The 20,942-nt window shown below is 63.7% G+C and carries 20 protein-coding genes and 1 pseudogene; 13 read left to right on the top strand and 8 right to left on the bottom strand.

All coding sequences use genetic code 11. From position 1 onward, the window contains the following. Positions 1–224: 224 nt before the first annotated feature. The gene (locus AB0280_RS01900; RefSeq protein WP_307489938.1) at positions 225–1,889 is read left to right on the top strand and encodes a phosphodiester glycosidase family protein; all 1,665 of its coding nucleotides are present in this window, start codon (positions 225–227) and stop codon (positions 1,887–1,889) included. 111 nt (positions 1,890–2,000) lie between these two features. Here AB0280_RS01900 and AB0280_RS01895 read toward each other — a convergent pair. Continuing rightward, positions 2,001–2,399 (bottom strand): annotated as a pseudogene (locus AB0280_RS01895) (Gfo/Idh/MocA family oxidoreductase); the annotation flags it as partial. Positions 2,400–2,422: 23 nt separating this feature from the next. Here AB0280_RS01895 and AB0280_RS01890 point away from each other — a divergent pair. The 3 genes from AB0280_RS01890 to AB0280_RS01880 are packed head-to-tail and all read left to right on the top strand — an operon-like array spanning position 2,423 to position 3,398. Beyond that, complete coding sequence (locus AB0280_RS01890) at positions 2,423–2,551, top strand: SDR family oxidoreductase (protein ID WP_307490275.1); 129 nt, start codon at positions 2,423–2,425, stop codon at positions 2,549–2,551. Then, on the top strand, positions 2,548–2,889 hold the full coding sequence (locus AB0280_RS01885; protein ID WP_307489936.1) for an SDR family NAD(P)-dependent oxidoreductase: 342 nt from the start codon (positions 2,548–2,550) through the stop codon (positions 2,887–2,889). Before AB0280_RS01890 ends, AB0280_RS01885 begins: the two co-directional genes overlap by 4 nt. Positions 2,890–2,909: 20 nt before the next feature. After that, on the top strand, positions 2,910–3,398 hold the full coding sequence (locus tag AB0280_RS01880; protein ID WP_307489934.1) for an SDR family oxidoreductase: 489 nt from the start codon (positions 2,910–2,912) through the stop codon (positions 3,396–3,398). A gap of 582 nt (positions 3,399–3,980) precedes the next feature. Here the strand turns inward: AB0280_RS01880 and AB0280_RS01875 are convergent. Together AB0280_RS01875 and AB0280_RS01870 are read right to left on the bottom strand one after the other, a co-directional pair. After that, the gene (locus AB0280_RS01875; protein ID WP_307489930.1) at positions 3,981–4,469 is read right to left on the bottom strand and encodes a DUF2306 domain-containing protein; all 489 of its coding nucleotides are present in this window, start codon (positions 4,467–4,469) and stop codon (positions 3,981–3,983) included. A gap of 149 nt (positions 4,470–4,618) precedes the next feature. Continuing rightward, on the bottom strand, positions 4,619–5,527 hold the full coding sequence (locus AB0280_RS01870) for a LuxR C-terminal-related transcriptional regulator (protein ID WP_307489928.1): 909 nt from the start codon (positions 5,525–5,527) through the stop codon (positions 4,619–4,621). A 486-nt stretch (positions 5,528–6,013) separates the two neighbouring features. Here AB0280_RS01870 and AB0280_RS01865 point away from each other — a divergent pair, with 486 nt between their 5' ends. The 4 genes from AB0280_RS01865 (at position 6,014) to AB0280_RS01850 (ending at position 9,370) form a co-directional block, all read left to right on the top strand. Further along, a complete protein-coding gene (locus tag AB0280_RS01865; protein WP_307489926.1) occupies positions 6,014–7,066 on the top strand; it encodes an NADP-dependent oxidoreductase in 1,053 nt (350 codons plus the stop codon). Continuing rightward, positions 7,063–7,908 (top strand): alpha/beta fold hydrolase, encoded by an 846-nt coding sequence (locus AB0280_RS01860; RefSeq protein WP_307489924.1) that lies wholly within the window; start codon positions 7,063–7,065, stop codon positions 7,906–7,908. Before AB0280_RS01865 ends, AB0280_RS01860 begins: the two co-directional genes overlap by 4 nt. Positions 7,909–7,978: 70 nt before the next feature. After that, a complete protein-coding gene (locus AB0280_RS01855) occupies positions 7,979–8,581 on the top strand; it encodes a TetR/AcrR family transcriptional regulator (protein WP_307489922.1) in 603 nt (200 codons plus the stop codon). A gap of 75 nt (positions 8,582–8,656) precedes the next feature. Then, positions 8,657–9,370 (top strand): SDR family oxidoreductase, encoded by a 714-nt coding sequence (locus AB0280_RS01850; RefSeq protein WP_307489920.1) that lies wholly within the window; start codon positions 8,657–8,659, stop codon positions 9,368–9,370. 42 nt (positions 9,371–9,412) lie between these two features. Here AB0280_RS01850 and AB0280_RS01845 read toward each other — a convergent pair whose 3' ends face one another. From AB0280_RS01845 to AB0280_RS01825, 5 genes are read right to left on the bottom strand one after another with little or no spacing between them, the layout of a single operon-like run. Next, complete coding sequence (locus AB0280_RS01845) at positions 9,413–10,408, bottom strand: PfkB family carbohydrate kinase (protein WP_307489919.1); 996 nt, start codon at positions 10,406–10,408, stop codon at positions 9,413–9,415. Between the two features lie 46 nt (positions 10,409–10,454). Then, complete coding sequence (locus tag AB0280_RS01840; protein ID WP_366366100.1) at positions 10,455–11,516, bottom strand: NAD(P)-dependent alcohol dehydrogenase; 1,062 nt, start codon at positions 11,514–11,516, stop codon at positions 10,455–10,457. Positions 11,517–11,547: 31 nt separating this feature from the next. Continuing rightward, positions 11,548–12,465: a carbohydrate ABC transporter permease gene (locus AB0280_RS01835; protein ID WP_307489914.1), complete on the bottom strand. Its 918-nt coding sequence runs from the start codon at positions 12,463–12,465 to the stop codon at positions 11,548–11,550. After that, positions 12,462–13,430, bottom strand: a complete 969-nt coding sequence (locus tag AB0280_RS01830; protein ID WP_307489912.1) for a carbohydrate ABC transporter permease — start codon at positions 13,428–13,430, stop codon at positions 12,462–12,464. Before AB0280_RS01830 ends, AB0280_RS01835 begins: the two co-directional genes overlap by 4 nt. Positions 13,431–13,456: 26 nt before the next feature. Beyond that, entirely contained in the window at positions 13,457–14,803 is a 1,347-nt protein-coding gene (locus AB0280_RS01825) for an ABC transporter substrate-binding protein (RefSeq protein WP_366366099.1), read from the bottom strand. 272 nt (positions 14,804–15,075) lie between these two features. On the opposite strand from AB0280_RS01825, the gene AB0280_RS01820 reads away from it, so the two are divergent. The 5 genes from AB0280_RS01820 (at position 15,076) to AB0280_RS01800 (ending at position 20,872) form a co-directional block, all read left to right on the top strand. After that, on the top strand, positions 15,076–15,999 hold the full coding sequence (locus AB0280_RS01820) for an AraC family transcriptional regulator (protein ID WP_307489908.1): 924 nt from the start codon (positions 15,076–15,078) through the stop codon (positions 15,997–15,999). 179 nt (positions 16,000–16,178) lie between these two features. After that, positions 16,179–17,222 (top strand): LacI family DNA-binding transcriptional regulator, encoded by a 1,044-nt coding sequence (locus AB0280_RS01815; RefSeq protein ID WP_307489906.1) that lies wholly within the window; start codon positions 16,179–16,181, stop codon positions 17,220–17,222. A 167-nt stretch (positions 17,223–17,389) separates the two neighbouring features. After that, positions 17,390–18,199, top strand: a complete 810-nt coding sequence (locus tag AB0280_RS01810) for an ABC transporter permease (protein ID WP_307489904.1) — start codon at positions 17,390–17,392, stop codon at positions 18,197–18,199. A 7-nt stretch (positions 18,200–18,206) separates the two neighbouring features. Further along, positions 18,207–19,172, top strand: coding sequence for a carbohydrate ABC transporter permease (locus tag AB0280_RS01805; RefSeq protein ID WP_307489902.1), 966 nt, complete (start codon positions 18,207–18,209; stop codon positions 19,170–19,172). 89 nt (positions 19,173–19,261) lie between these two features. Beyond that, positions 19,262–20,872, top strand: coding sequence for an ABC transporter substrate-binding protein (locus AB0280_RS01800; protein ID WP_366366098.1), 1,611 nt, complete (start codon positions 19,262–19,264; stop codon positions 20,870–20,872). Positions 20,873–20,942 lie beyond the last annotated feature (70 nt).

The raw sequence follows: 20,942 nt of genomic DNA, 5'->3' as shown, positions 1-20,942 counted from the left end.
TGGAGCCGACACCGAAGGGCGGCGCTGGCCCCGGCCAGGAACTGATCGAAATCCACAGCATCTGTGCCGCCGCGTGGGGAGTCGAGGAACTTCATCGGCGTCACAGCCGCACGGAACATCCGGACACGGTCTTCCCAACGCGTGATGAACACTTGCCGAAAGCATGTTTAACCCCGACGCGTGGGAGCCCGCTCTGACTTCGAGGCACCCTAAGGTCGGTAACCATGATCACCCCCAATCATCGTCACCGCCGTGCGGTCATCACCGCCCTGGCCGTGTCCCTCCCCTTCGCCTTCCTCACCCCCGCAGGCCCCTCCACCGCGGCACCCACGGCACCGGCTCCCGATCAGAAGGCCGCCGCGCCGTCGTCCACCCATCTGGACCTCGGCGCCAAGGACCTCCCCGAGACCCGCAACGTGACTACCCTGGCCCCGGGCCTGACCCGGACCACAATCACCCGCGGCACCCCCAACAAGGACTTCTTCTGGACCGCCGAAGTCGCGGTCCCCTCCACGTCGCCGGACCCTGACGCCCCCGCCTCCGCGCTCTCCACCCACTCGCAGGCCCAGATGGTCGCCGACAAGCTCAACGCCGCCGGCCTTACTGCCCGGGTCGAACACGTCCAGTCACCCCAGCTGGCCGACGCCGGCGGCGACCTCGGCTACCGGGTCCGCGTGGGCCAGTTCGGGTCCAAGACGGACGGCTCCCCCACCATCGACCAGATCAAGGCCGCCGGCTACAAAGCCTCGGTGATCTACACAGGCTGGGACGGCGATGCCGGTACCAGCGAGGACGACCGCGGCCCCTGGAACCTGCAGGTCCTCACCATTGACCCGAAGGAATTCCACGGAGACCTCACCTCCTCCTTCGGCCCCAACCTCGAAGACCGCGAAGCGACAAGCCAGCTCTCCGCTGCTTCCGGTGCGCTGGCAGCGGTGAACGGCGGATTCTTCACCATGGACCCGGCAGCAGGCGCCCCCGGGGACCCGGCCGGAGCCGCAGTCCACGACGGGAAGGTCCTCAGCGAACCCGTCGGCGACCGGCCGTCCCTGGTCCTGGACAAGAACGGCACCACTATCGAGCGCCTGCACTGGCACGGCACCGTCACCGCGCCCGGCTCGGCAGAAGTCCCCCTGGACGGGATCGACCGCGTGCCCGGGCTCATCCGCAACTGCGGCGGCACCGACGACACCCCGACCAACCTTCCGCTGCACGACTTCACCTGCACGGACGCCAACGAAATCGTCGCCTTCACCCCCGAGTACGGCCCCACCACCCCGGCCGGCCCCGGACTCGAGGCCGTCCTGGACGCGCAGGGCACCGTCACCGCGGTCAACCACACCCGAGGCGCCACCGTCCCCGCCGGCGGACAGACCCTGCAGGCGATCGGCTCGGACGTCGACAAGCTCGCCGCCCTGGCAGTGCCGGGCAAGAAGCTGAAGGTCGACACGGACCTGCTCGATGAAAGCGGCAAAACCTTGACCACCACGCCGACCACGGACGTTGTCAACGGCGGCCCGGCCCTGGTCCGGAACGGCCAGGTGGACGTAACCGCCAAGCGCGACGGCATGGTCCGGACCAATGACAGCAACAGCTTCTTCTACGGCTGGGTCCACAAGCGCAACCCCCGCACCTTCGCCGGCGTGGACGCCCAGGGCCGCACCCTGCTGGTCACCGCCGACGGCCGCCAAACCACCTCCCTGGGCCTGAGCTTGAACGAGGAAGCACACGTGGCCAAGTCGCTCGGCATGGTCAACGCCATGAACCTCGACGGCGGCGGATCCACCACCATGGTCGAGGGTGGCCAGGTCATGAACTCACCGTCGGACGCCACCGGCGAACGCCCCGTCGGTGACGCGCTCCTGCTCCTGCCCGGCCGAAAGAACTAGATACACCAAGGGAGAGCGGCGCATGGATACATGCCCCGCTCTCCCTCTCTTTGCCCTGTCCCGCTGTCCGTACGGCCACGGCCACCGGGTCGGGCGCGGTTGCCCGCTCTTTCAGATCTGAACGACAATCGATTTTGCGGCCGCTGATTCCTCGATGGCTGCCAAGACCCGCTGGACCTGCAACCCCTCCTCGAACGATGGCGACGGGGCTTGACCGTCACGTATGGCGCACAGGAAGTCACTGACCTGGTGGGTGAAAGTATGCTCCCACCCAATCACGTGTCCCTGCGGCCACCACGCATCAACGTAGGGGTGTTCAGGTTCGGTGACGACGATCCTCCGGAAGCCCTGCCCTTCAGCGGGGCTGGTCGCGTCCAGGAACTCGAGCTCGTTCAGCCGCTCAAGGTCGAACGCCAGGGAACCGGCGGAGCCGTAGACCTCGATCCTCAGCGAGTTCTTTCGGCCCCGGGCGACCCGCGAGGCCTCAACCGTGGCTATCGCCCCGCCAGCGCACCGTCGCGGACCTCGACGCCCTGGTCCCGTTCGGCCGCATCGGCAAGCCGGAGGAAATCGCCGCCCTGGTTGCCTTCCTCGCCTCCGACGAGGCCCCCTACATCTGCGGCTCTGTCATCGAAATCACCGGCGCCCAGGCCGTCGCATGAGCAGCCTGCTGGGCGGAAGGACCGTCCTGGTGACCGGCGCCTCCCGCGGCATCGGCCGCGCCACGGTCGAAGTGTTGCACCGCGATGGCGCCTACGTCGTCCTGCACTATGGGAATGACAAGGATTCCGCCCAGGCCACCGCCGACCGTCTCGGGGACCGCGTCCACCCGGTCCAAGGCGACCTCCGTGACCCGGCTGAGCGTCGGCGCGTCTGGACGGAGGCGGTCGCCTGGCGCGGCGGCGTCGACGTGCTGGTCAACAACGCCGGCGCCTGGCTGGCCTCACGCATTGATGCGACGGCGAGTGGCAACATGGCTGGCAGGCGAACTGCGAACTGAATTTACTCGCCCCGGCGGACTTGTGCCGGCAAGCCATACTCGAATTTGGGGAGCGCGGTGGCGGCATCATCAACGTCACCAGCCGCTCAACCCACCGCGGGGACGACGCAGAACACCTCACCTACGGTGCCGCGAAGGGCGGGCTGCTTGCCCTGACCAAGGGAATCGCCCGCGGCTACGCGAGGGAGAACATCCTTGCGTACGCCGTCGCCCCGGGCTGGGTGGCCACCGACATCGCCGGTGACATCGCCACGGACCCCGCATTGCTGGCTGGCCTGCCCCTCAGGGAAGTCACCCCGCCGGGGACGTCGCCGAAGTCATCGCCTTCCTGGCCTCAGGCAAGTCCCGCCACACCACCGGTGCCACCATCGACATCACGGGCGCCGATTACGTGCGCTGAGCGCCGACGGCGTTCCTTGTTCCAGATAAGCCATCAAGCAACTAGTCCTCGACCGGATCCCTTCCCCGAAGGCTTCGTAGGGGGCAAACCATGGAAGGCCGACTACTGACATGAGCACGACCACGGACATGCCGCCCCGACGAGTTGACGACTGGTGCACCTTGAGAGGGGCCCACGTTGAAATCCGGCAACAAGGCACAATTGTTGAAAGGGGAATTGTCGACGACGTAACGAAGGACGGCCGAATTCTTTGGCTCTACTCTCCCGTCGAAGGGCGACGGCTCTACGAAAGGGCCGACTTCTACAATGCTTGGGCTACCGAAGAACGCACCGGCTTCCACTTCAAAGTCAGCTGCTCCAAAACCTAAGCCCATACGCGCAGGACGTCCGTTCCCACTACTCCGCGTACAAGTCGGAACTCACCATGACTGTTTCTCGTCGTACCTGCTTTTCCGATGAAACCACATCCCAACCCGAGGTGAGGCAGCGAGGCTTCCGCGAAAAGGAGCCCCACCCGCCGTACAACGAAAGAGGATCAACAGCGGCCTCCCGGAGAGCGCGGGCGTCCGTGAGGCCGGCGAATTGTTTGTCGAGGTCGTCGGCCCGTGCAGCCGCGCGGGGTTCGTCGTCCTCAGCCCGGGCTGCAGCGCGGACCTCTGCGATCGCGGCAATGATGTCCGGAAAGGATCCGCTAACGGCCGCTGCGGATCGTCCGGGCGTTACCGAGCTGGGCAATGCCGATGACAGTGAGTGTGGCGGTGACCAACAGGACCACGATCACCAGGCCCAGAAGCGGGAGCTCGTGGATGGCGAGCTGCGGAATGCGGCGCGATGGCACTGCCAAAACGCCCACGAAGGCTCCGAGCAGGCCGAAGTAGCTGCCGGTCATAAAACTGCGGTGAGCTCTTAGGTTTCTCTTCCAGATTGCCCAAAGGCCCGCTGTCAGTGTGCAGAAGGTCAGTACCGAGAGCGCGTGGAGCCAGTTGAACCCCCCGTCGATGGTTCTGATACCGAAAGAGGTCAGTACCACGACATACATCGAAACAGCCCAGGTTTTTCCCACGAGGCGATGAACACTGCCGCCCTTGGTTGGACGCAACAGGTTCACGGCGCCGAAGATCAATGAATAGCTGGCGGCGATTGCATGGAGTGAGATCAAAAGGGTCCACGAAGAGGGCATAGTCCGGAGCCTAGCGGAGCATGCTGTCCGGTATGCCATATCGCCCGTGGTGGTGACAGTGCTTTGGATATAGGAGCACCAGGCCTGCCCCGCAAGTTCCCCTCAATTCCCCCAAAAAACAGCACTAAGGGCACATCTGCCGCGGCCCCTTAGCGCCGGCCGGGCCCAAGGACACCGTCTGTGCCGCGCGGATTTACCGGCCCTGGCTTGCGGGGCTCAGGGCCTTCAAACTTCATCCCTGGCTCTTGCAGGTGCCTCGCTAAGTGAGGCCGGGTCCGGGTAACCGCCAAGGCATCAGCAAGCCGCATGGCGTCCAATAACAGCATTCTGTTGGACAGCGGCACGCTGCCCGCCTCGCTGGTGCAGACAACGAGCGCCGCGGTGACTTCCGCGATCAGGTCGGTGTCACGACTGCTTCGGTATTCCTGTGCAAGGTCCCCCGTGTGCTTAAGTGCCCCAGAGACGAACACAGCGACCTCAGTCCTTCGTGCCATGTCAAATTTCATCAGCACCGATGAAACCATGTTCTTCACAGTCTTTTCGGCCAAAAACATTTCCTGGCCGATCTGGCCGTTGGTCAACCCCCGGGCAACCCCGGCCGCCACCTTCATTTCCTGTTTTGAAAGCATTCCCAACCGGCCGTCGGGCCCATTCGTCCCGTCAGCCTGGATCGGGGCCAGGATACCGGTCTGGAAACGACGGCTATAAGCGGTGTATCCGTGCATTGCCCGCCGGATCAGCCTGAGCTGCTCCTCGTTGTCATCCTGTTGTGACAAGCACCCCCAGGCGCCGGCCAGGATAGCCCCGATCAGCACCGATTCGTCAGTTTCACCCGTCATCAAAACACACCGGATGTTGGCATCGGCAGCTGCGATAGTTCGGCAAAGCCCGACGCCCGAACCATCGGGAAGGTCGTCATCGATGATGGCCAGATCCGGGCGCAACGCAGGGATCCGCCGGGCAGCCTGGCGGACAGACCCCGACTCACCGGCAACTTTGAACCCATTAGCCAGCAACAGTCCCCGCAAGCCCCGCCCAACGAGCTCTTCACCAGTCACGACGCAAACGCTCCCGAAGGAAGACGACGCCAAACCAGGCTCATGGCCAGTGGCCATATTCGTTCCGTTCATTCGCCCTTCGAAACTCCAAAGGCGGTTGTTGGTCTCCTGCTGCCACTCTGGCCCCACCGTGAAAAGGGAGAACAGGTACCCAGCATTCAGGCACCTGTCAAAAAGCGAACGAACTTGCCGACTCACCTACAGGCTAGCCCTATAAGCAGAGCCCGAACACCCCGGCCAACTCTTACTCCAGGGCAGCATGTCGCTGCCTACTTGCTTGGCGTCGTTCTGAACGGCGAGGTGATACCTGCGAAGTTTCCGATCCGGAGGCCGGTTCACCAGTCGGGCTTCAGTCCCTCGGGCCAGCAGCGTGGCTCTTCTATCAGAGGCTTCTGTTCACGCAGCCGTATCGCGTGGCAAGCGCACCTTGACGTAAAAGTTGAGTGTACTCATAATTGATTTCAGTCACTTATAAGGAGTACCGCCATGAAGGCGTTTGTTATTGATGAGTACAAGGTCGGGCTTCGGATGGCCGAAGTCCCTGAGCCGACGGTTGGAGAGCATGATGTCCTGGTCCGGGTCGAGGCAGCGGGGCTTAACCAGCTGGATGAGAAGATCCGGCTCGGCGAGTTCAAGCAGATCCTCCTTTACCCGCTGCCGCTGGTGCTGGGGCACGACCTGGCGGGAACGGTCCTCCAGGTGGGGACGAAAGTGCGTGGCTTCAGTCCGGGCGACGAGGTATTCGCCAGGCCAGGCAAGGACCGGATCGGCACGTTCGCCGAACGCATTGCGGTCGCCGAGGCTGATGTAGCTCTGAAGCCTGCATCCATCACAATGGCCGAGGCGGGGTCCCTTCCGCTGGTGGCTTTGACGGCGTGGCAGGCCCTGGTGGAGCGCGGCAAGGTGCAGCCGGGGCAGAAAGTGCTCATCCATGCGGGCGCCGGCGGTGTTGGTTCCATTGCCGTCCAGCTGGCGAAGCACCTGGGGGCAACGGTGGCTGCCACGGCCAGCGCCGCCACCGCAGAGTTCGTCCGAGGTCTCGGCGCCGACGTCGTCATCGACTACCGGAACGAAGACTTCGAGGAGATCCTCAGCGGCTACGACCTGGTCCTGGACAGCCTCGGCGGGCAAAACCTGGAGAAGTCGCTCCGCATCCTCAAGCCCGGCGGTTTGGCAATCGGAATCGCGGGGCCGCCGGACCCCGCCTTCGCCCGGGAACTGGGCCTTAACCCGTTGCTCCGGCTCGCTATCGCCGTCCTTAGCCTCAATGTCCGCCGCCACGCACGCCGCCTCGGCGTGCGCTACGAATTCCTCTTCATGCACGCCAGCGGAGAGCAACTCCGGCGCATCGCAGGGCTTGTCGACGACGGCGTGCTGCGTCCCGTCGTCGGACGCACCAGTTCGTTTGCCCGGCTCCCGGAAGCTTTGCAGGCGCTGGGAAACGGGGGTTTGCGCGGTAAGGCGGTGGTCATCAATCCACCTGGCGGGGAGGCCCGGGGCGAAGCAGTGGGCCGGCACGATCTTGGGGACCGGGCATGAGCGCCGCCGCCTCTTCCTATGCCGAGGCGCCCACCCGCAGCATCACGGCTGGCGGCGTCACCTACGCTTACCGTGAACTGGGGCCAACCGGCGGCGTTCCTGTGGTCTTCTTCCTCCACCTTGCCGGCAACCTGGATAACTGGGATCCGCGGATTATCGACCCCATTGCCAAAGAACACCACGTCATCACCTTCAACAACCGTGGGCTCGGCGGCACCACCGGCAAGGTGCCGGCCACCATCGAGGCAATGGCCGACGACGCAGCCGCCTTCATTCACGCCCTGGGGCTGGACAGGGTGGATGTCTTCGCCTTTTCCCTGGGCGGGATGGTGGCCCAGGCCCTTGTCGGCAAGCACCCCTCCCTGGTCCGGAAACTTATCCTCGCCGGCACGGGCCCCAGGGGCGGGAAAGGGATGGACAAGGTTGCCCGGGTCACGTACTGGGACATACTGCGGGCCACCCTGGTCCGGGCTGATCCGAAGGAGTTCCTGTTCTTCAACCGCAACTCGTCCGGCAAGCGTGCGGCAAAGGAGTTCATCGGGCGTGTCCAGGAGCGCAGTGCGGGACGTGACCTTCCGGTACGGATCCAGGCGTTCCGGACGCAGCTAAAAGCAATCAGGAACTGGGGCCGCGCCGAGCCAGCGGACCTGTCCACCATCACGCAGCCAACGCTGATCGCCAACGGCGACAACGACCGCATGGTTCCCTCGGTCCTGTCAGAGGACCTGCACCGCCGCATTTCAGGTTCAGAGCTGGTCATGTACCCGGACTCCGGCCACGGCAGCATTTTCCAGTTCCACGAGCAGTTCGTTCCTGTTGCCGCCAAGTTCCTGCAGCGCTGACGGCCATGCGCGCCGTTGGCTACACTCGAAGTCAGCCCGTCACCATGACCGTCCAGGAGAACCTCACTCAATGCATCCCGCTTCCCAGCCCGTCTCCCGGCGGGAGCGGAACAAGCAGGCCAAGCTTGACCGCATCACGGCGGCGGCCCGTGAACTCTTTGCCGTACATGGCATCGACGATGTCACCACCCAGCAAATCGCGGAGAAAGCCGACATCGGCGCGGGAACCCTGTTCCTGTACGCCAAGAGCAAGGGCGAGCTGCTGCTGCTCGTCCAGAACTCCGCCTATGCCGATGCCCTCGCCAAGGGCACGGCCGGCGCCGCCGAGGTCAGCGCCCCGCTGGACGCCGTCATGGCTATCGTCCGGCCCGTGGTGGAATGCAACCGGACCCAGGTCCATAACGGACGCACCTACCTGCGCGAGATGGTCTTCGGCGACCCAAACGAGCCGCACCACCATGCCGCACTCACCCTCGCTGCTGGGACTGAGGCAGCCATCGCCGACGTGCTGCAGCGCGACGGCCGCAGGTCCCCCGAAACTGCAGCCACACTTGCCCGCACCGTCTCCGCCATCATGTTCCTCACCATGGCAGCGTCAACCAACACGTCCCGGTCCACCGACGACCTGATCCTCGACATCCGGGACCAAGTAGCAGCCATCCTCCCTGCCTGACCGCCCTACTGGCCGCTGCCTTAGGCGGCACAACTCCTCAGTACCCGGGCACCCTCATAGAAAAGGCAACCAGCCATGACTTCCCTCAACAACGCAGTCGTCCTCATCACTGGCGCAAACGGTGGGATCGGAAGAGAATTCGTCCGCGAAGCTCTCGCCCGCGGCGCCTCCAAGGTCTACGCCACCGCCCGCCACCCGCGCACCTGGGACGACGACCGCATCATCCCCCTCGCCCTGGACGTCACAGACCCTGCCTCCATCGGGGCAGCGGCAGAAGCAGCACAGGATATTACGGTGCTCATCAACAACGCCGGCGCCTCCCCCGCCAGCGCCAGCCTGCTCACCCTGCCGGAAGACGAGATCCGCTCCAACGTCGAAACCAACTTCTTCGGCCCGCTCCGCCTGGCCCGCGCCTTCGCACCCCTGCTCAAAGAACAGGAAGCAGCAGCGATGGTCAACATCCACTCGCTCCTGAGCTGGTATGCAACGGCTGGCGTCTACAGCGTCTCCAAGGCAGCCCTATGGTCAGCCACAAACGCCCTGCGGCTCGAACTCGCCCCCGAAGGCGTGCACGTCCTCGGTGTACACGTCGGATGGGTGGACACCGCGATGGCCGCGCACACGACCGACCCCAAGCTCCCGCCCGCAGTCATGGTCAGCCGAGTCTTCGACGCCCTCGAAGCCGGTGAATACGAGGTGCTCGCCGACGAGGCATCAGCACGCGTCAAAGCCGGCCTCAGCGCCGGCATCGTAGAGCTCTACCCGCAACTCAAAACCCCCACCGCCTAAAGGGACGCGGTTCTGCGCTTACACTCACACGCACAGCCCAAGTCACTGCACTGGTGCTGCGGCTGACAGCCGTCCCAGTTCAGTGGTACGGGGAGGGTTGGCTCCCGGCCGGGAGCAGGTGATCCCGGCGGCCCGGTTGGCATATGCGGCCAGGGCATGGAGCTCGTCCGTGCCCAGAGTCTGCAGGCGGTGTCTTCCGGCTGCCCCAAGCGTTCCGAGCTGGGCAAGGCCGGCGATGACAGCGGCCATGAAAGAGTCGCCGGCGCCCACGGTGTCAGCCACGGTGACGGGTTCTGCTTGCATTTCAATGCGCGCCCGCCGGGTGATGATGACCGGGCCAGCGGCGCCCCGGGTCAGGGCTGCAAAGGACGGTCCCAGTTCCAGCCAGGCTGCAAGGCTTTCCTCCGGGCTGCGGTCGGGGTACAGCCAGGCCAGGTCTTCGTCGCTGGCCTTAACGATGTCGCTCGCCGCCACAAACCGTTCCGCCCGTGTACGAGCTGCGGTGACATCCGGGCTGATGGCCGGCCGGCAGTTGGGGTCGTAGCTGATCGTTGCCCTCTCCCCCGCCGCCTCGAGAAGGCCAAGGACGGCCTGGTCCCCTGGCCCCAGTAGAGCCCCAATTGATCCTGCGTGCACATGGGAGGAAGTCTCGACGGCGGCCAATGCAGGCAGTGTTGCCCCCGCCAGGTCCCAGCTGATGTCGAACGCATAAGCGGCGGCACCGCCGGCACCTAACGTTGCGGTGGCCGTCGACGTCGGTGCGCTGCCGCCCCTGATCACCGCGACGCCGTTGGACTGGAGGTGCTCTTCGATCATGAGACCGTACTGATCATCGGCGTAGTGCGTCACCAAATTGCTGGCAAAGCCCAAACGGGCCACCCCGACTGCGACGTTGAGGGGACTCCCACCCGCGTGTACCCGGGCCGGAGTTGTCCGTCCGGCTCCACGGATGACGTCGACAAGCGATTCACCAATGACGGTGACGATGGCTCCCCGTTCAGCCGGTAGGCGCGCAGGTGTGGGTCCGGTATCGGTCATGGCTTGCTTCATCGCAGTTCTCTTCATCAGTCCCGGGAGCATGGATCTAGCGGCCCGGGTAGACCACGGCTTTAAGCTGGCCACGCTGCTTGCCGGCCTTGAGTGCCTCTTCTGACTGGGCGAGGGTGAATTTGCCGGTGACGAGGATGTCCAGGTCCACTTTCCCGTCAGCAATGAGCTGGATGGCCAGCGGCCAGGTGTTGGTGTAGCGGAAAACGCCAGAGAGCCATATCTCCCGGTTCTGGATGTAGGAGACGGGCAGCTCCACGTCGTCAGCTCCGAGCCCCACGAGGATGACGCGGCCGGCGGGTGCCACTGCCTTGATCCCGGCGCGGACTGCCTGGGGTGCGCCGGAGGCGTCAATGAACGCATCGACGTCGAGCCCTTCCACACTGTCGGTCTTCGCATGGAGCGCGCGCGTGGCGCCGTGCTGGAGGGCGAACGCGAGCCGGTCCTCGGCGATATCGGAGATGTAGATTTCGGTGGCGCCAAAGGCGCGGGCGGCTTGGGCGGCGATAATGCCGATGGGCCCGGCTCCGGCGATCAGGACCCTGCTGCCGGGCTTGATCTCTGCGCGTTCGCAAGCCCAGAGACCCACGGAGAGAGGTTCGATCAAGGCGGCAGCCTCGTCGCTGACGCTGTCCGGGATGTCGTAGGCAAAGTCCGACTGGATGGTCACGTACTCGGCGAACGCGCCGTCGACCGGCGGGGTGGCGTAGAACTCGATGTCCGGGCATAGATTGTAGCGGCCGGCCTTGCACTGCTTGCACGTACGGCAAGGCCGTTGGGGTTCGACGGCGACGCGCTGGCCGATGCGGGCGGGGTCAACGGAGCTGCCGACGGCGGCGATCCGGCCGGAGAGTTCGTGGCCCAGGATGAGCGGGTGGTCCACAACGTAGGGGCCAATCCGGCCGTGCTCGTAGTAGTGGACGTCGCTGCCGCAGACACCGACGGCGGCGACCTGCACCAGTACCTGGTCCGCATCGGGTTGCGGGAGCGGCAAGGTTTCCATGGACATGTCGCCCTGGCTCTTCAGGACGCTGGCCCGCATGGTCGCGGGCAGTTTCGCGTGGGCGTGGGGGCGGAACCGGGTTGTGGGAGTTGTCATCGGAGCGATCCTTTCGAAAGCGGCGTGCACGTTACTTGACAGCGCCCAGGGAGAGGCCCGGGACGAGTTTGTCCTGGGCGGCAAAACCGGCGAACAGCACCGGCAGGGAAATGACGACGGCGGCCGCGCAGACTTTGGCGAGGAACAGCCCCTGCCCGGACACGAAGCCGGTCAGGAAGACCGGGGCGGTGCCCGCCACCACGCCGGTGAGGACGCGGGCAAGGAGCAGTTCGTTCCAGCTGAAGATGAAGCAGATCAGGGCGGTGGCGGCGATGCCCGGCATCGCGACCGGGGCGATGACCTTGCGCAGGATCAGCAGGAGGTTGGCGCCGTCGATTTGGGCCGCCTCCAGCATTTCTTCGGGAACCTCGGCGAGGAAGGACCGCATCATCCACACCGCGATGGGCAGGTTCATGGAGGTGTACATCAGGATCAGGAACCAGATGTTGTCCAGTGCCCCTACAGTGCGGGCGAACAGGTAAAGCGGCAGGATCGCAGCCACCACGGGCATCATCTTCGTCGAGAGGAAGAAGAACATGACATCGGTCCACTTCTTCACCGGCCGGATGGAGAGTGCGTAGGCGGCGGGGATGGCCAGCACCAGGACCAGGACCGTGGACAGGATGGATGCGGTGGCGGAGTTGATCAGGGACGGCCACGGGCTGACACCGGACGTCTCGCCGAAGAATTCCCGGTAGGCGTCCAACGTCAGGCTTGCAGCAATCGACGGCGGATTGGTGGCCGCATCCGTCTCGGAGTGGAAGGAGGTCAGGATCATCCACACCACGGGGGATGCAAAGAGCAGGGCCAGCAGCCACGCAGCGACACCGGCGGCGGTGTTGTTGCGCGTGGGGTCCATCTTCGTTTTACCGCGCTTGCGGTTACCGGTGGTCAGCGCTGTGGGCCGGGGTGGGGTGCTCTGCGGTGCAGCGGGGGTAAGGGTGCTCATCGTGCTGCCTCCTTCTTGAAGAGTGAAAAGACGGTGCGGAGTGCGAAGGTCGCCACGATGATGGTGCCGATGACCACCACGACGCCGGCTGCGGAGGCCAGGCCGTATTCGTTGGCGTAGTAGAACGTCTGGTAAATGGCGTAGGGCAGGTTGGCGGTGCCCAGGCCGCCCGCGGTGAGGGTGAAGACGGAGTCAAAGTTCTGCACGATGTAGATGGCGCCGAGCAGACCGCCGAGTTCCAGGTACTGGCGCAGATGTGGCAGGGTCAGGTGCCGGAAGATCGCCCAAGGTGTGGCGCCGTCCATTTGGGCCGCTTCCACTGTGTCCATGGGTCGCGACTGCAAACCGGCGAGCAGGATGAGCATCATGAACGGCGTCCACTGCCATACCAGGGAGACGACGACGGCTGCCAGGGGTGCTTGGGACAGCAGGTCCAGCTGCGGGGCGGCGCTGCTGCCGAAAAGCGACCAGAGCCAGGTGAGGATGCCGTTAATCAGCCCGTAGGCGGGGTTCAGGAGGGCGTGCTTCCAGATCAGCGCGGCAGCCACGGGGACCACCAGGAAGGGTGCGATCAGCAGGGTTCGTGCCAATCCCCTGCCCAGGAACTTCTTGTCCAGCAGCAGGGCCAGGCCCAGCCCGATGAGCAGGCTGGCGAGCACCACGGAGACGGTGAGGACGATGGTGGTGAAGATCGCCTGCCGCAGGTCCGGGTCGGTGAGGACGGTGATGTAGTTTTCCAGCCCGGCGAAGGCCGTCTTGCTGGGGCTAAGGCTGTTCCAGTTCAGGAACGAGATGAACAACGTCACCACGAAAGGAAGCTGGGTTACCACGATGAGGAAGATCAGGGCCGGGAGCAGCGGCGCACGCCGTGCCCAGGCCATGGCGCGTTCACGGGATGGCGCACGTCGTGTGGGTTTGGCTGCGGTGTGTCCCGATCGGGAGATACGCGCCGTTGCGGTAGTCATGGGATTCTCCTGCGGTTCGGTTGGTGCTACTTGTACTTGTTGCCGATTTTTTGGGCGGCGTCCTGGCCCTTGGCCAAAGCGTCAGCCACCGTTGTCTGCCCCGCGATGGCGGAACTGACGCCCTGCGAAACGTTGGCGCCCAGGGCAGCGAACTCGGGGATGCCCACAAACTGGATTCCGACGGCGGGTCGCGGCTGGGTGCCCGGGTTCTTGGGATCGGCGTTCTCGATGGCGAACCGCTCCGCGGTGAAGAAGGGGGCAGCCTTCTGGAATTCCGCATTTTCATAGGTGGAGACGCGTTTGCCGGAGGGGACTTTGGCCCAGCCGAGCTTGGACGCCACGAGATGTTCGTACTCTTTGGAGCTGGCCCAGGCCACGAACTTCCCGGCGGCATCCTGTTTCCTGGAGGCCGCCTGCATGGCCCAGGACCAGGTCCAGAGCCAGCCCGAGGACTTGGTCTCCTTAATGGGAGCCTGGGCGTAGCCGATCTTGCCTTTGACCGGAGAGGAGCCGGATTCAAGGGCACCCGCGGCCGAGGTTGCGTCGTACCACATGGCCGTCTTGCCCTGGCTCATGTTGTTCAGGCACTCGGTGAAGCCTGCCTGGGCGGCTCCTGCTTCACCGTGTTGGCGGACCAGGTTGGTGTAGAACTCGGTGGCGGCGGCGAACTCCGGGCTGTTGACCTGGGCGTTCCAGTCCTTGTCGAACCAGGTGCCGCCGAAGGTGTTCACCACTGTGGTCAGGGGCGCGAAGACCTGGCCCCAGCCGGGCTGGCCGCGCAGGAAGATGCCTTTCATGCCGGGTGCTGCGCCGTCTACTTTCGCCGCGATGTCGGCCACTTGGTCCCAGGTGGGTTTGTCCGGCATGGTGAGACCTTTGGCCTCGAGGATGTCCTGCCGGTACATCAGGAAGGACGATTCACCATAGAACGGTTCGCCGTAGAGCCTGCCGTCCGTACCGGTGAGGGAAGCAGTGTAAGCGGGGAGGATATCCGCCTGGTCGAAGCCGGGGTCCTTGGCCACGCTGTCCAGCGGTGCCAGCCAGCCGTTGGCGGAATAGAACGGGATTTCGTAGTTGGACAGCGATGCGACATCGTATTGACCGGCCTGGCTGGAGAACTCCTGGCTGATCTTGGCCCGGACGTCGTTCTCCGGCAGGATCGTGAAGTTGACGTTGATGCCGGTTTCTTTGGTGAAGTTGTCTGCGGTGAGCTTCTGCAGGTCCTCCATTTGGGGGTTGTTGACCATCAGGACGTTGATGCTGTTGGGGTTGCCGGCGGAATTGCCTCCGCCGGCACCTGTGCAGGCGGTGGCGCCCAGAGCGATGCAGAGGGCTCCGGCGGACAGGGCGGCAGCGCGCGTTTTCGGGCGCATTAAGGACTCCTTTGTTCTTCAGGAAGATTCAGGGCAGATGCACCCGACTGCTGCGTCAGGGTGCCGGTCTGGTGTGCGGCCGGCCTCCAGAATCCCGGTGCCGTGCTCTTGTTCCTCAACTGTAGGTGTGCGGGATGTGCCACAACTAGCGTCACCGTTGCCCGTTTCTGATACTTATTTTCCGATTTGATAAGCCTCATCAGCCGGTACGCTGGTGAGGGCGCAGGGGATGCTGTCCAAAATTCATAACCACCGGATACACGGAGACTGCCATGGCCACAGTGGATGATGCCGAGGAAGCGACTGCCCGGCTGGCCGAAAGACTTCTGGGGATGCGGGCCAACCGCGAAGTCATTCCCCCGGATCCCAACCACTCGGTGCGGTGGCACCAGCACAGCTACCCAAGCCCGCTGGCGCGGTGGAACTACCATCCTGAGTACGAGATCCACCTCATCCGCAAAGGCACCGGAAAATTCATCGTCGGCGACCACATCGGCACCTTTGAGGCCGGCCACGTGTCGATCGTGGGGTCTGGCCTGCCGCACGACTGGGTCAGCGACCTTGAGCCCGGCGAAGTACTGGAGAACCGGGACGCTGTCATCCAGTTCGACGGGAAGTGGGTGGAGCAGGCGGCCGGCGTGGTCCCCGAGCTGGCCGAGGTCCGTCCGTTGCTCGAACAGTCAGCGCGTGGCATCGAATTCCTGGGACAAACCGCAGTGGCAGCGGCGGCGGCCATTGAGGCCATGGGCCAGACCACAGGCCTGGAGCGACTCCAGCACCTGTTTGAATTGTTCGCACTCCTTGCCGCGGCGCCGGAAGGTGACCGCCGGTATCTTGCGGAAGAATGGTTCAGGCCGCAGCTGGACGGACAGGCCGCCGCCGTCGTCGACCTTGTCCTGGAGTACGTGTTCAGCAATCACTCCGGCAGCGTCCGGATGTCCGAGGCTGCTGCCCTAGTGGGGATGCCGGAGCCCACCTTTTCCAAGTACTTCAAGCGCGCCACCGGCCAGAACTTCAGTGACCTGGTCCGGAAACTGCGCCTGGCACATGCCCGGCGCCTGCTCGAGCGGAGCGATAAGGCGGTGTCAGACATTTGCTATGAAGTCGGCTTCACCAACCTCTCCAATTTCAACCGACACTTCCTCAACGACACGGGAGAAACCCCGCGGCACTACCGCCAACGCACACAGAAATGAGAGTCGGGCCTGCTTGGGATGAGTATGCCGCCTCCCACATTCCATGCCCTGCAACCACTGGGACCGCGTGCAGGCTGAATAAGTAACATCTTGACGCCGCCGTGTGGTGCACGTTACTGTTCTTTCTGTCGGTTATACGAATAACTGATACGAATAACCAATGGCCCAAGGAGGTGCCCATGGCCCGGTCCCGCCCCCACTCCGGACCCACCATGCATGACGTGGCGGCTGCCGCAGGAGTTTCCCAGGCCACCGTCTCCCTGGTCCTGAATTCAGCGTCCGGCTCCAGGTTCTCGGACGAAACCCGCCAGCGGGTGAAGGACGCGGTGCAGCAGCTTGGCTACCGTACTAACGCCCACGCCAAAACCCTCCGGGAAGGCATTTCCGGAATCATCGGGTTCCTTGGTGACGCCGTTGCCACCACACCTTTCGCAGGAAAGATCATTGAAGGTGCACAGGAACGCGCATGGGAAGACGGCTTGCTTCTGCTGACCATGAACACCGGCGGAGACAAGGCACTGGAATCAGCGTCGCTGGATTCCATGCTCTCCTACAAGGTTGCCGGCGTCGTTTACGCGGGGATGTACCACCGCCGGCTCGATGTCCCCGAAGCGCTGGAGGCCGTCCCCTCCGTGGTGCTGAATTCCCAGGACCGAAAGCTGCGCCTTCCCAGCGTCGCCCCGGATGAGGAACTGGGGGGTTACACCGCCACCCGACACCTCATCGAAGCCGGACATACGCAGGTAGCGATGATCAACATCGAAACCCTGGAAAGTGAACTCCCCGCAGCCGTGGGACGCTTCAACGGTTACACCAAGGCAATGACCGAGGCCGGCATCCCGGTTTCATCGGAGCTGGTCCGCTTCGGCACCGGCAACGAAGACGACGGTTTCACCTATGCGACGGAGTTGCTGACATCCGGCAAGCCTCCGACCGCCATCTTCTGCGCCAATGACCGCACCGCGTGGGGGGCCTACCAGGCCGCCGCGGAGCTGCACCTTTCGATCCCCGGCGATGTATCCATCGTCGGCTTCGACAACCAGGAGACCCTGGCCCCGCACCTGAGGCCGGGACTCACCACTCTAGAGCTGCCTTTTGTCGAGATGGGGCGCCGTGCCGTTGACCTCATCCTGCAGGGCGCCGAACCTGACGGGCGGGTCGAGTTCATGACCTGCCCGCTGATTGAACGGAACTCAGTGACACATCCAAAGGAGAAGCCATGAGCCGCGTCCTGGCTCGGCCCACGCCGGCAGCGCCCCCGGCGTCCCCGGCTCGAACGCGCCAACGGAAGGCCTTTTCGCTGCGCCTGAAGAGAGTGGCGAGGGCGTGGCAGTTATACGTATTACTAATCCCGTCGCTCCTCTACATCGCCGTTTTCAAGTATTGGCCGATGTACGGGGTACAAATAGCTTTCCGCAACTACAACCCCGTGGATGGATTCACCGGAAGCCCCTGGGTAGGACTGCAGCACTTCATTCGGTTCGTCAACTCCTACCAGTTCAGCCAGGTGGTTGGTAACACCCTCTGGATCGCTGTCCTGGGCCTGTTGCTGGCCTTCCCCATTCCGATCATCCTCGCGCTCCTGGTCAACCAACTCCAGAGCGAACGGTTCAAGAAGTTCACCCAAACCGTGCTCTATTCGCCGGCCTTCATCTCGACGGTGGTCGTTGTGGGCATCATGTTCGTCCTGCTTTCCCCGCGGTCGGGCCTGGTCAACAACGCCATTCAACTGGCAGGCGGCCAACCGGTCTTCTTCATGGGCTCCCCGGAGTGGTTCCGGCCCGTCTACGTCATTTCAGATGTGTGGCAAAACGCGGGCTTTTCCATGATCGTGTATCTGGCTGCCTTGTCCGGGATCGACCCCGCACTGCACGACGCCGCCAAGGTTGACGGCGCCTCCAAGCTGCAACGCATCCGGCACGTCGACCTGCCCGGCATCAAGCCCGTCATAACGGTGCTGTTCATCCTCGCCATCGGGAACCTGCTCAACGTGGGATTCGAAAAAGCCCTGCTGATGCAAACAAACCTGAACCTGCCGACGTCGGAAATCATCCAAACGTACGTCTACCACGCAGGCCTGCAGCAGGCGCAGTTCAGCTACTCGGCCGCCATTGGCCTGTTCAATTCCGTCCTCAACCTCGTGTTGCTGCTGACCTTCAACTGGGTAGCGCGCCGGGCCAACCAAGCAACCCTGTGGTGATGCCGTCATGTCCCTGAACACCGAAACCGTGGCCGCCCCGGCCCCCGTCAATCAACCCCAACCCCTTCGCAGGCGGACGACGTCGTTCCGCGACAAATGGGCCGACTCCGCCTTCAACGTCGCGTCCGTCACCATCCTGACGCTGTCCATCGTCGCCGTCGTCTATCCCTTGTACTTCATCGTCATCGCCTCGATCAGCGATCCCAACGCCGTTTACGAAGGCAAAGTATGGCTGTTCCCCTCCGGGGTCACGCTGGAGGGATACCAGCGGATCCTCGCGGACAGCCGGATCTGGAATGGCCTGGGCAACACGGTCATCTACACGGTCCTGGGGACGGCGATCAGCGTGACCACCATCCTGTTCGGTGCCTACGCGCTGTCCCGCAAGGACATGCCGGGCAGGAAGTTCCTGATGCTGCTCTTCGTCATCACCATGTTCTTCGACGGCGGTCTGATCACCAAGTACCTGGTAGTGCGGGACCTGGGCATGCTGGACACTGTCTGGGCAGTCGTGCTGCCAGGGGCAGTGGGAGTCTGGAACCTGATTATCGCCCGGTCCTTCTTCGAGAACACCATCCCCGGGGAGCTCCGGGAAGCTGCCCAGATGGACGGCGCCAACGATTTCACCTTCTTCTTCAAGATGGTGCTCCCCCTGTCCAAGCCGCTCATCATGCTCATGATCATGGTCCATGTGGTGGCGCACTGGAATTCGTTCTTTGACGCATTGATCTTCCTCAACGACGACACCAAATACCCCCTGCAGCTCGTGCTGCGAAACATCCTCATCCAGTCCGATGTCTCCTCCGCCGGCACCACCGGCGGCGACATCGAGTCCTACGCCGCCGCGCAGCGCATCGGTGAGCTGACCAAGTACGCCATGATCGTCGTCTCGAGCCTGCCGCTGATGATTGCGTTGCCCTTCATGCAAAAACACTTCACCAAAGGCACCATGATCGGCGCCGTCAAGAGCTAGGCCCCGGAACCAGACGCTAATGACCGACGGCGGTACCCACCTTCCGCCGTTATCCCCCCTCCCCCGCAAACCAGAAAAGGAAACGACCCATGGCTACAAGCCGCAAACTCGCCATCCTCGGCACCCTCATGGCAGGAACGATGCTGTTCACCGCATGCTCGGGCAACTCCAAGGGAACCGGCGACATCAAGGACTCCTCGGCAGAAGCCGGGTTCCAGGAAACCGGCTTCCCCATCGTCAAGAACCAGCTGACCCTGAAGTTCTCCGGAACAAAGACCGCCCTCGCTCCCGACTACAGCACCATGACTCTGGTGCAGCAGTGGGAAAAGGACACCAACATCCACATCGACTGGCAGAACCTCCCGGAGACTGTCTTCAAGGAAAAGAAGAACCTGATCCTCGCCAGCGGCGACCTCCCTGACGCCTTTTTCAACAGCGGCCTCACCGACGCCGAAATCGGCACCTACTCGGCAAACGGCACACTCATTCCGCTCGAAGGCTTGATCGAGAAGAACGCACCCAACCTTTCCAAGCTCCTCGCAGCCCGGCCGGACATCAAGGCCGCCATCACTTCATCGGACGGGCACATCTACTCGCTGCCCTCCATCGAGGAACTCGGCCTGGTCCAATTCCCCAACGAGATGGCCATCAATACCGCATGGCTGGACAAGCTCGGCATCCCGATGCCGAAGACCGTAAACGAACTGCACGACGCCCTGCTCGCCTTCAAAACCAAGGATGCCTCCGGCACCGGCAAGACCATCCCCTTGAGCTTCATGCCCAATTCCTGGTGCGGGGACATCGTCGACCTCATCGCAGCTCTTGGCGGGGTTCCGGACAACATGGACCACCGCATCGTCCAGGACGGCAAAGTCATCTACACGGCCACCCAGGACGGCTACAAGAAAGCCATCCAGACCCTGCACCAGTGGTACCAGGAAGGCCTGATCGATCCCGAATCCTTCTCGCAGGATGACAAGGCCTACCTGGCCAAGGGAAAGGCCGGAACAGAAAACCTCGGCTCCTTCGTCTGGTGGGAAATCAAGGAAATGGTCGGTGCTGACCGCGCCGGCGACTACAAACTGCTGCCCGTGCTCGAGGGGGTGGATGGCAAGAGGCTGGCCAGCCAGTCCAACAACCAGGAAATTGCCCGCGGAGCCTTCGCTATCACCCGGGCCGATAAGTACCCCGCCGCAACCATGCGCTGGGCCGACAACCTCTATGACCCCATCCAGTCAGCCCAGGCCAACTGGGGCCCCATCGGCGAGACCCTGCAGAAAGACCCGGCAACCGGCCTGCTGACCCAGATTCCTGCGCCGGCCGGTACGAGTGAAGGCGAACGACGCCAAAAAGTGGCACCGGGAGGCCCCAAGGCCAACACCGCAGAAAACTTCCAGAAAGTCGTAGCGCCCGAGCCCCGGGCCGCTGAACGCCAGAAGACGGTTGAAGAAAACTACAAGCCGTTCCCCGCAAACGATGGATACCCGCCAGTGGCGCTCTCCAACGAAGAACTCCAGCAGATCAGCACCATTGAGACCGACGTTGCCACTCTCGTGAAGCAGAACACTGCTAGATGGATTGTCTCCGGCGGCATCGACCAGGAGTGGGACGGCTACGTTTCGCAGCTGAAGAACGTCGGCGTCGACACAATGATCGACGTGTACCAGCAGGCATACGACCGGTTCAAGGACAACTCCTGACCATCTGATTTCCCACAGCGGACCGGGCACGGAACGTCCGTGCCCGGTCCCCGGCCTGCCCCGTTAAAAT

It is taken from the genome of Pseudarthrobacter sp. 902506025, assembly GCF_040702325.1.
In the GTDB taxonomy this organism is placed as follows: Bacteria; Actinomycetota; Actinomycetes; order Actinomycetales; family Micrococcaceae; genus Arthrobacter.
This window is presented reverse-complemented; position numbering and strand designations above follow the sequence as displayed.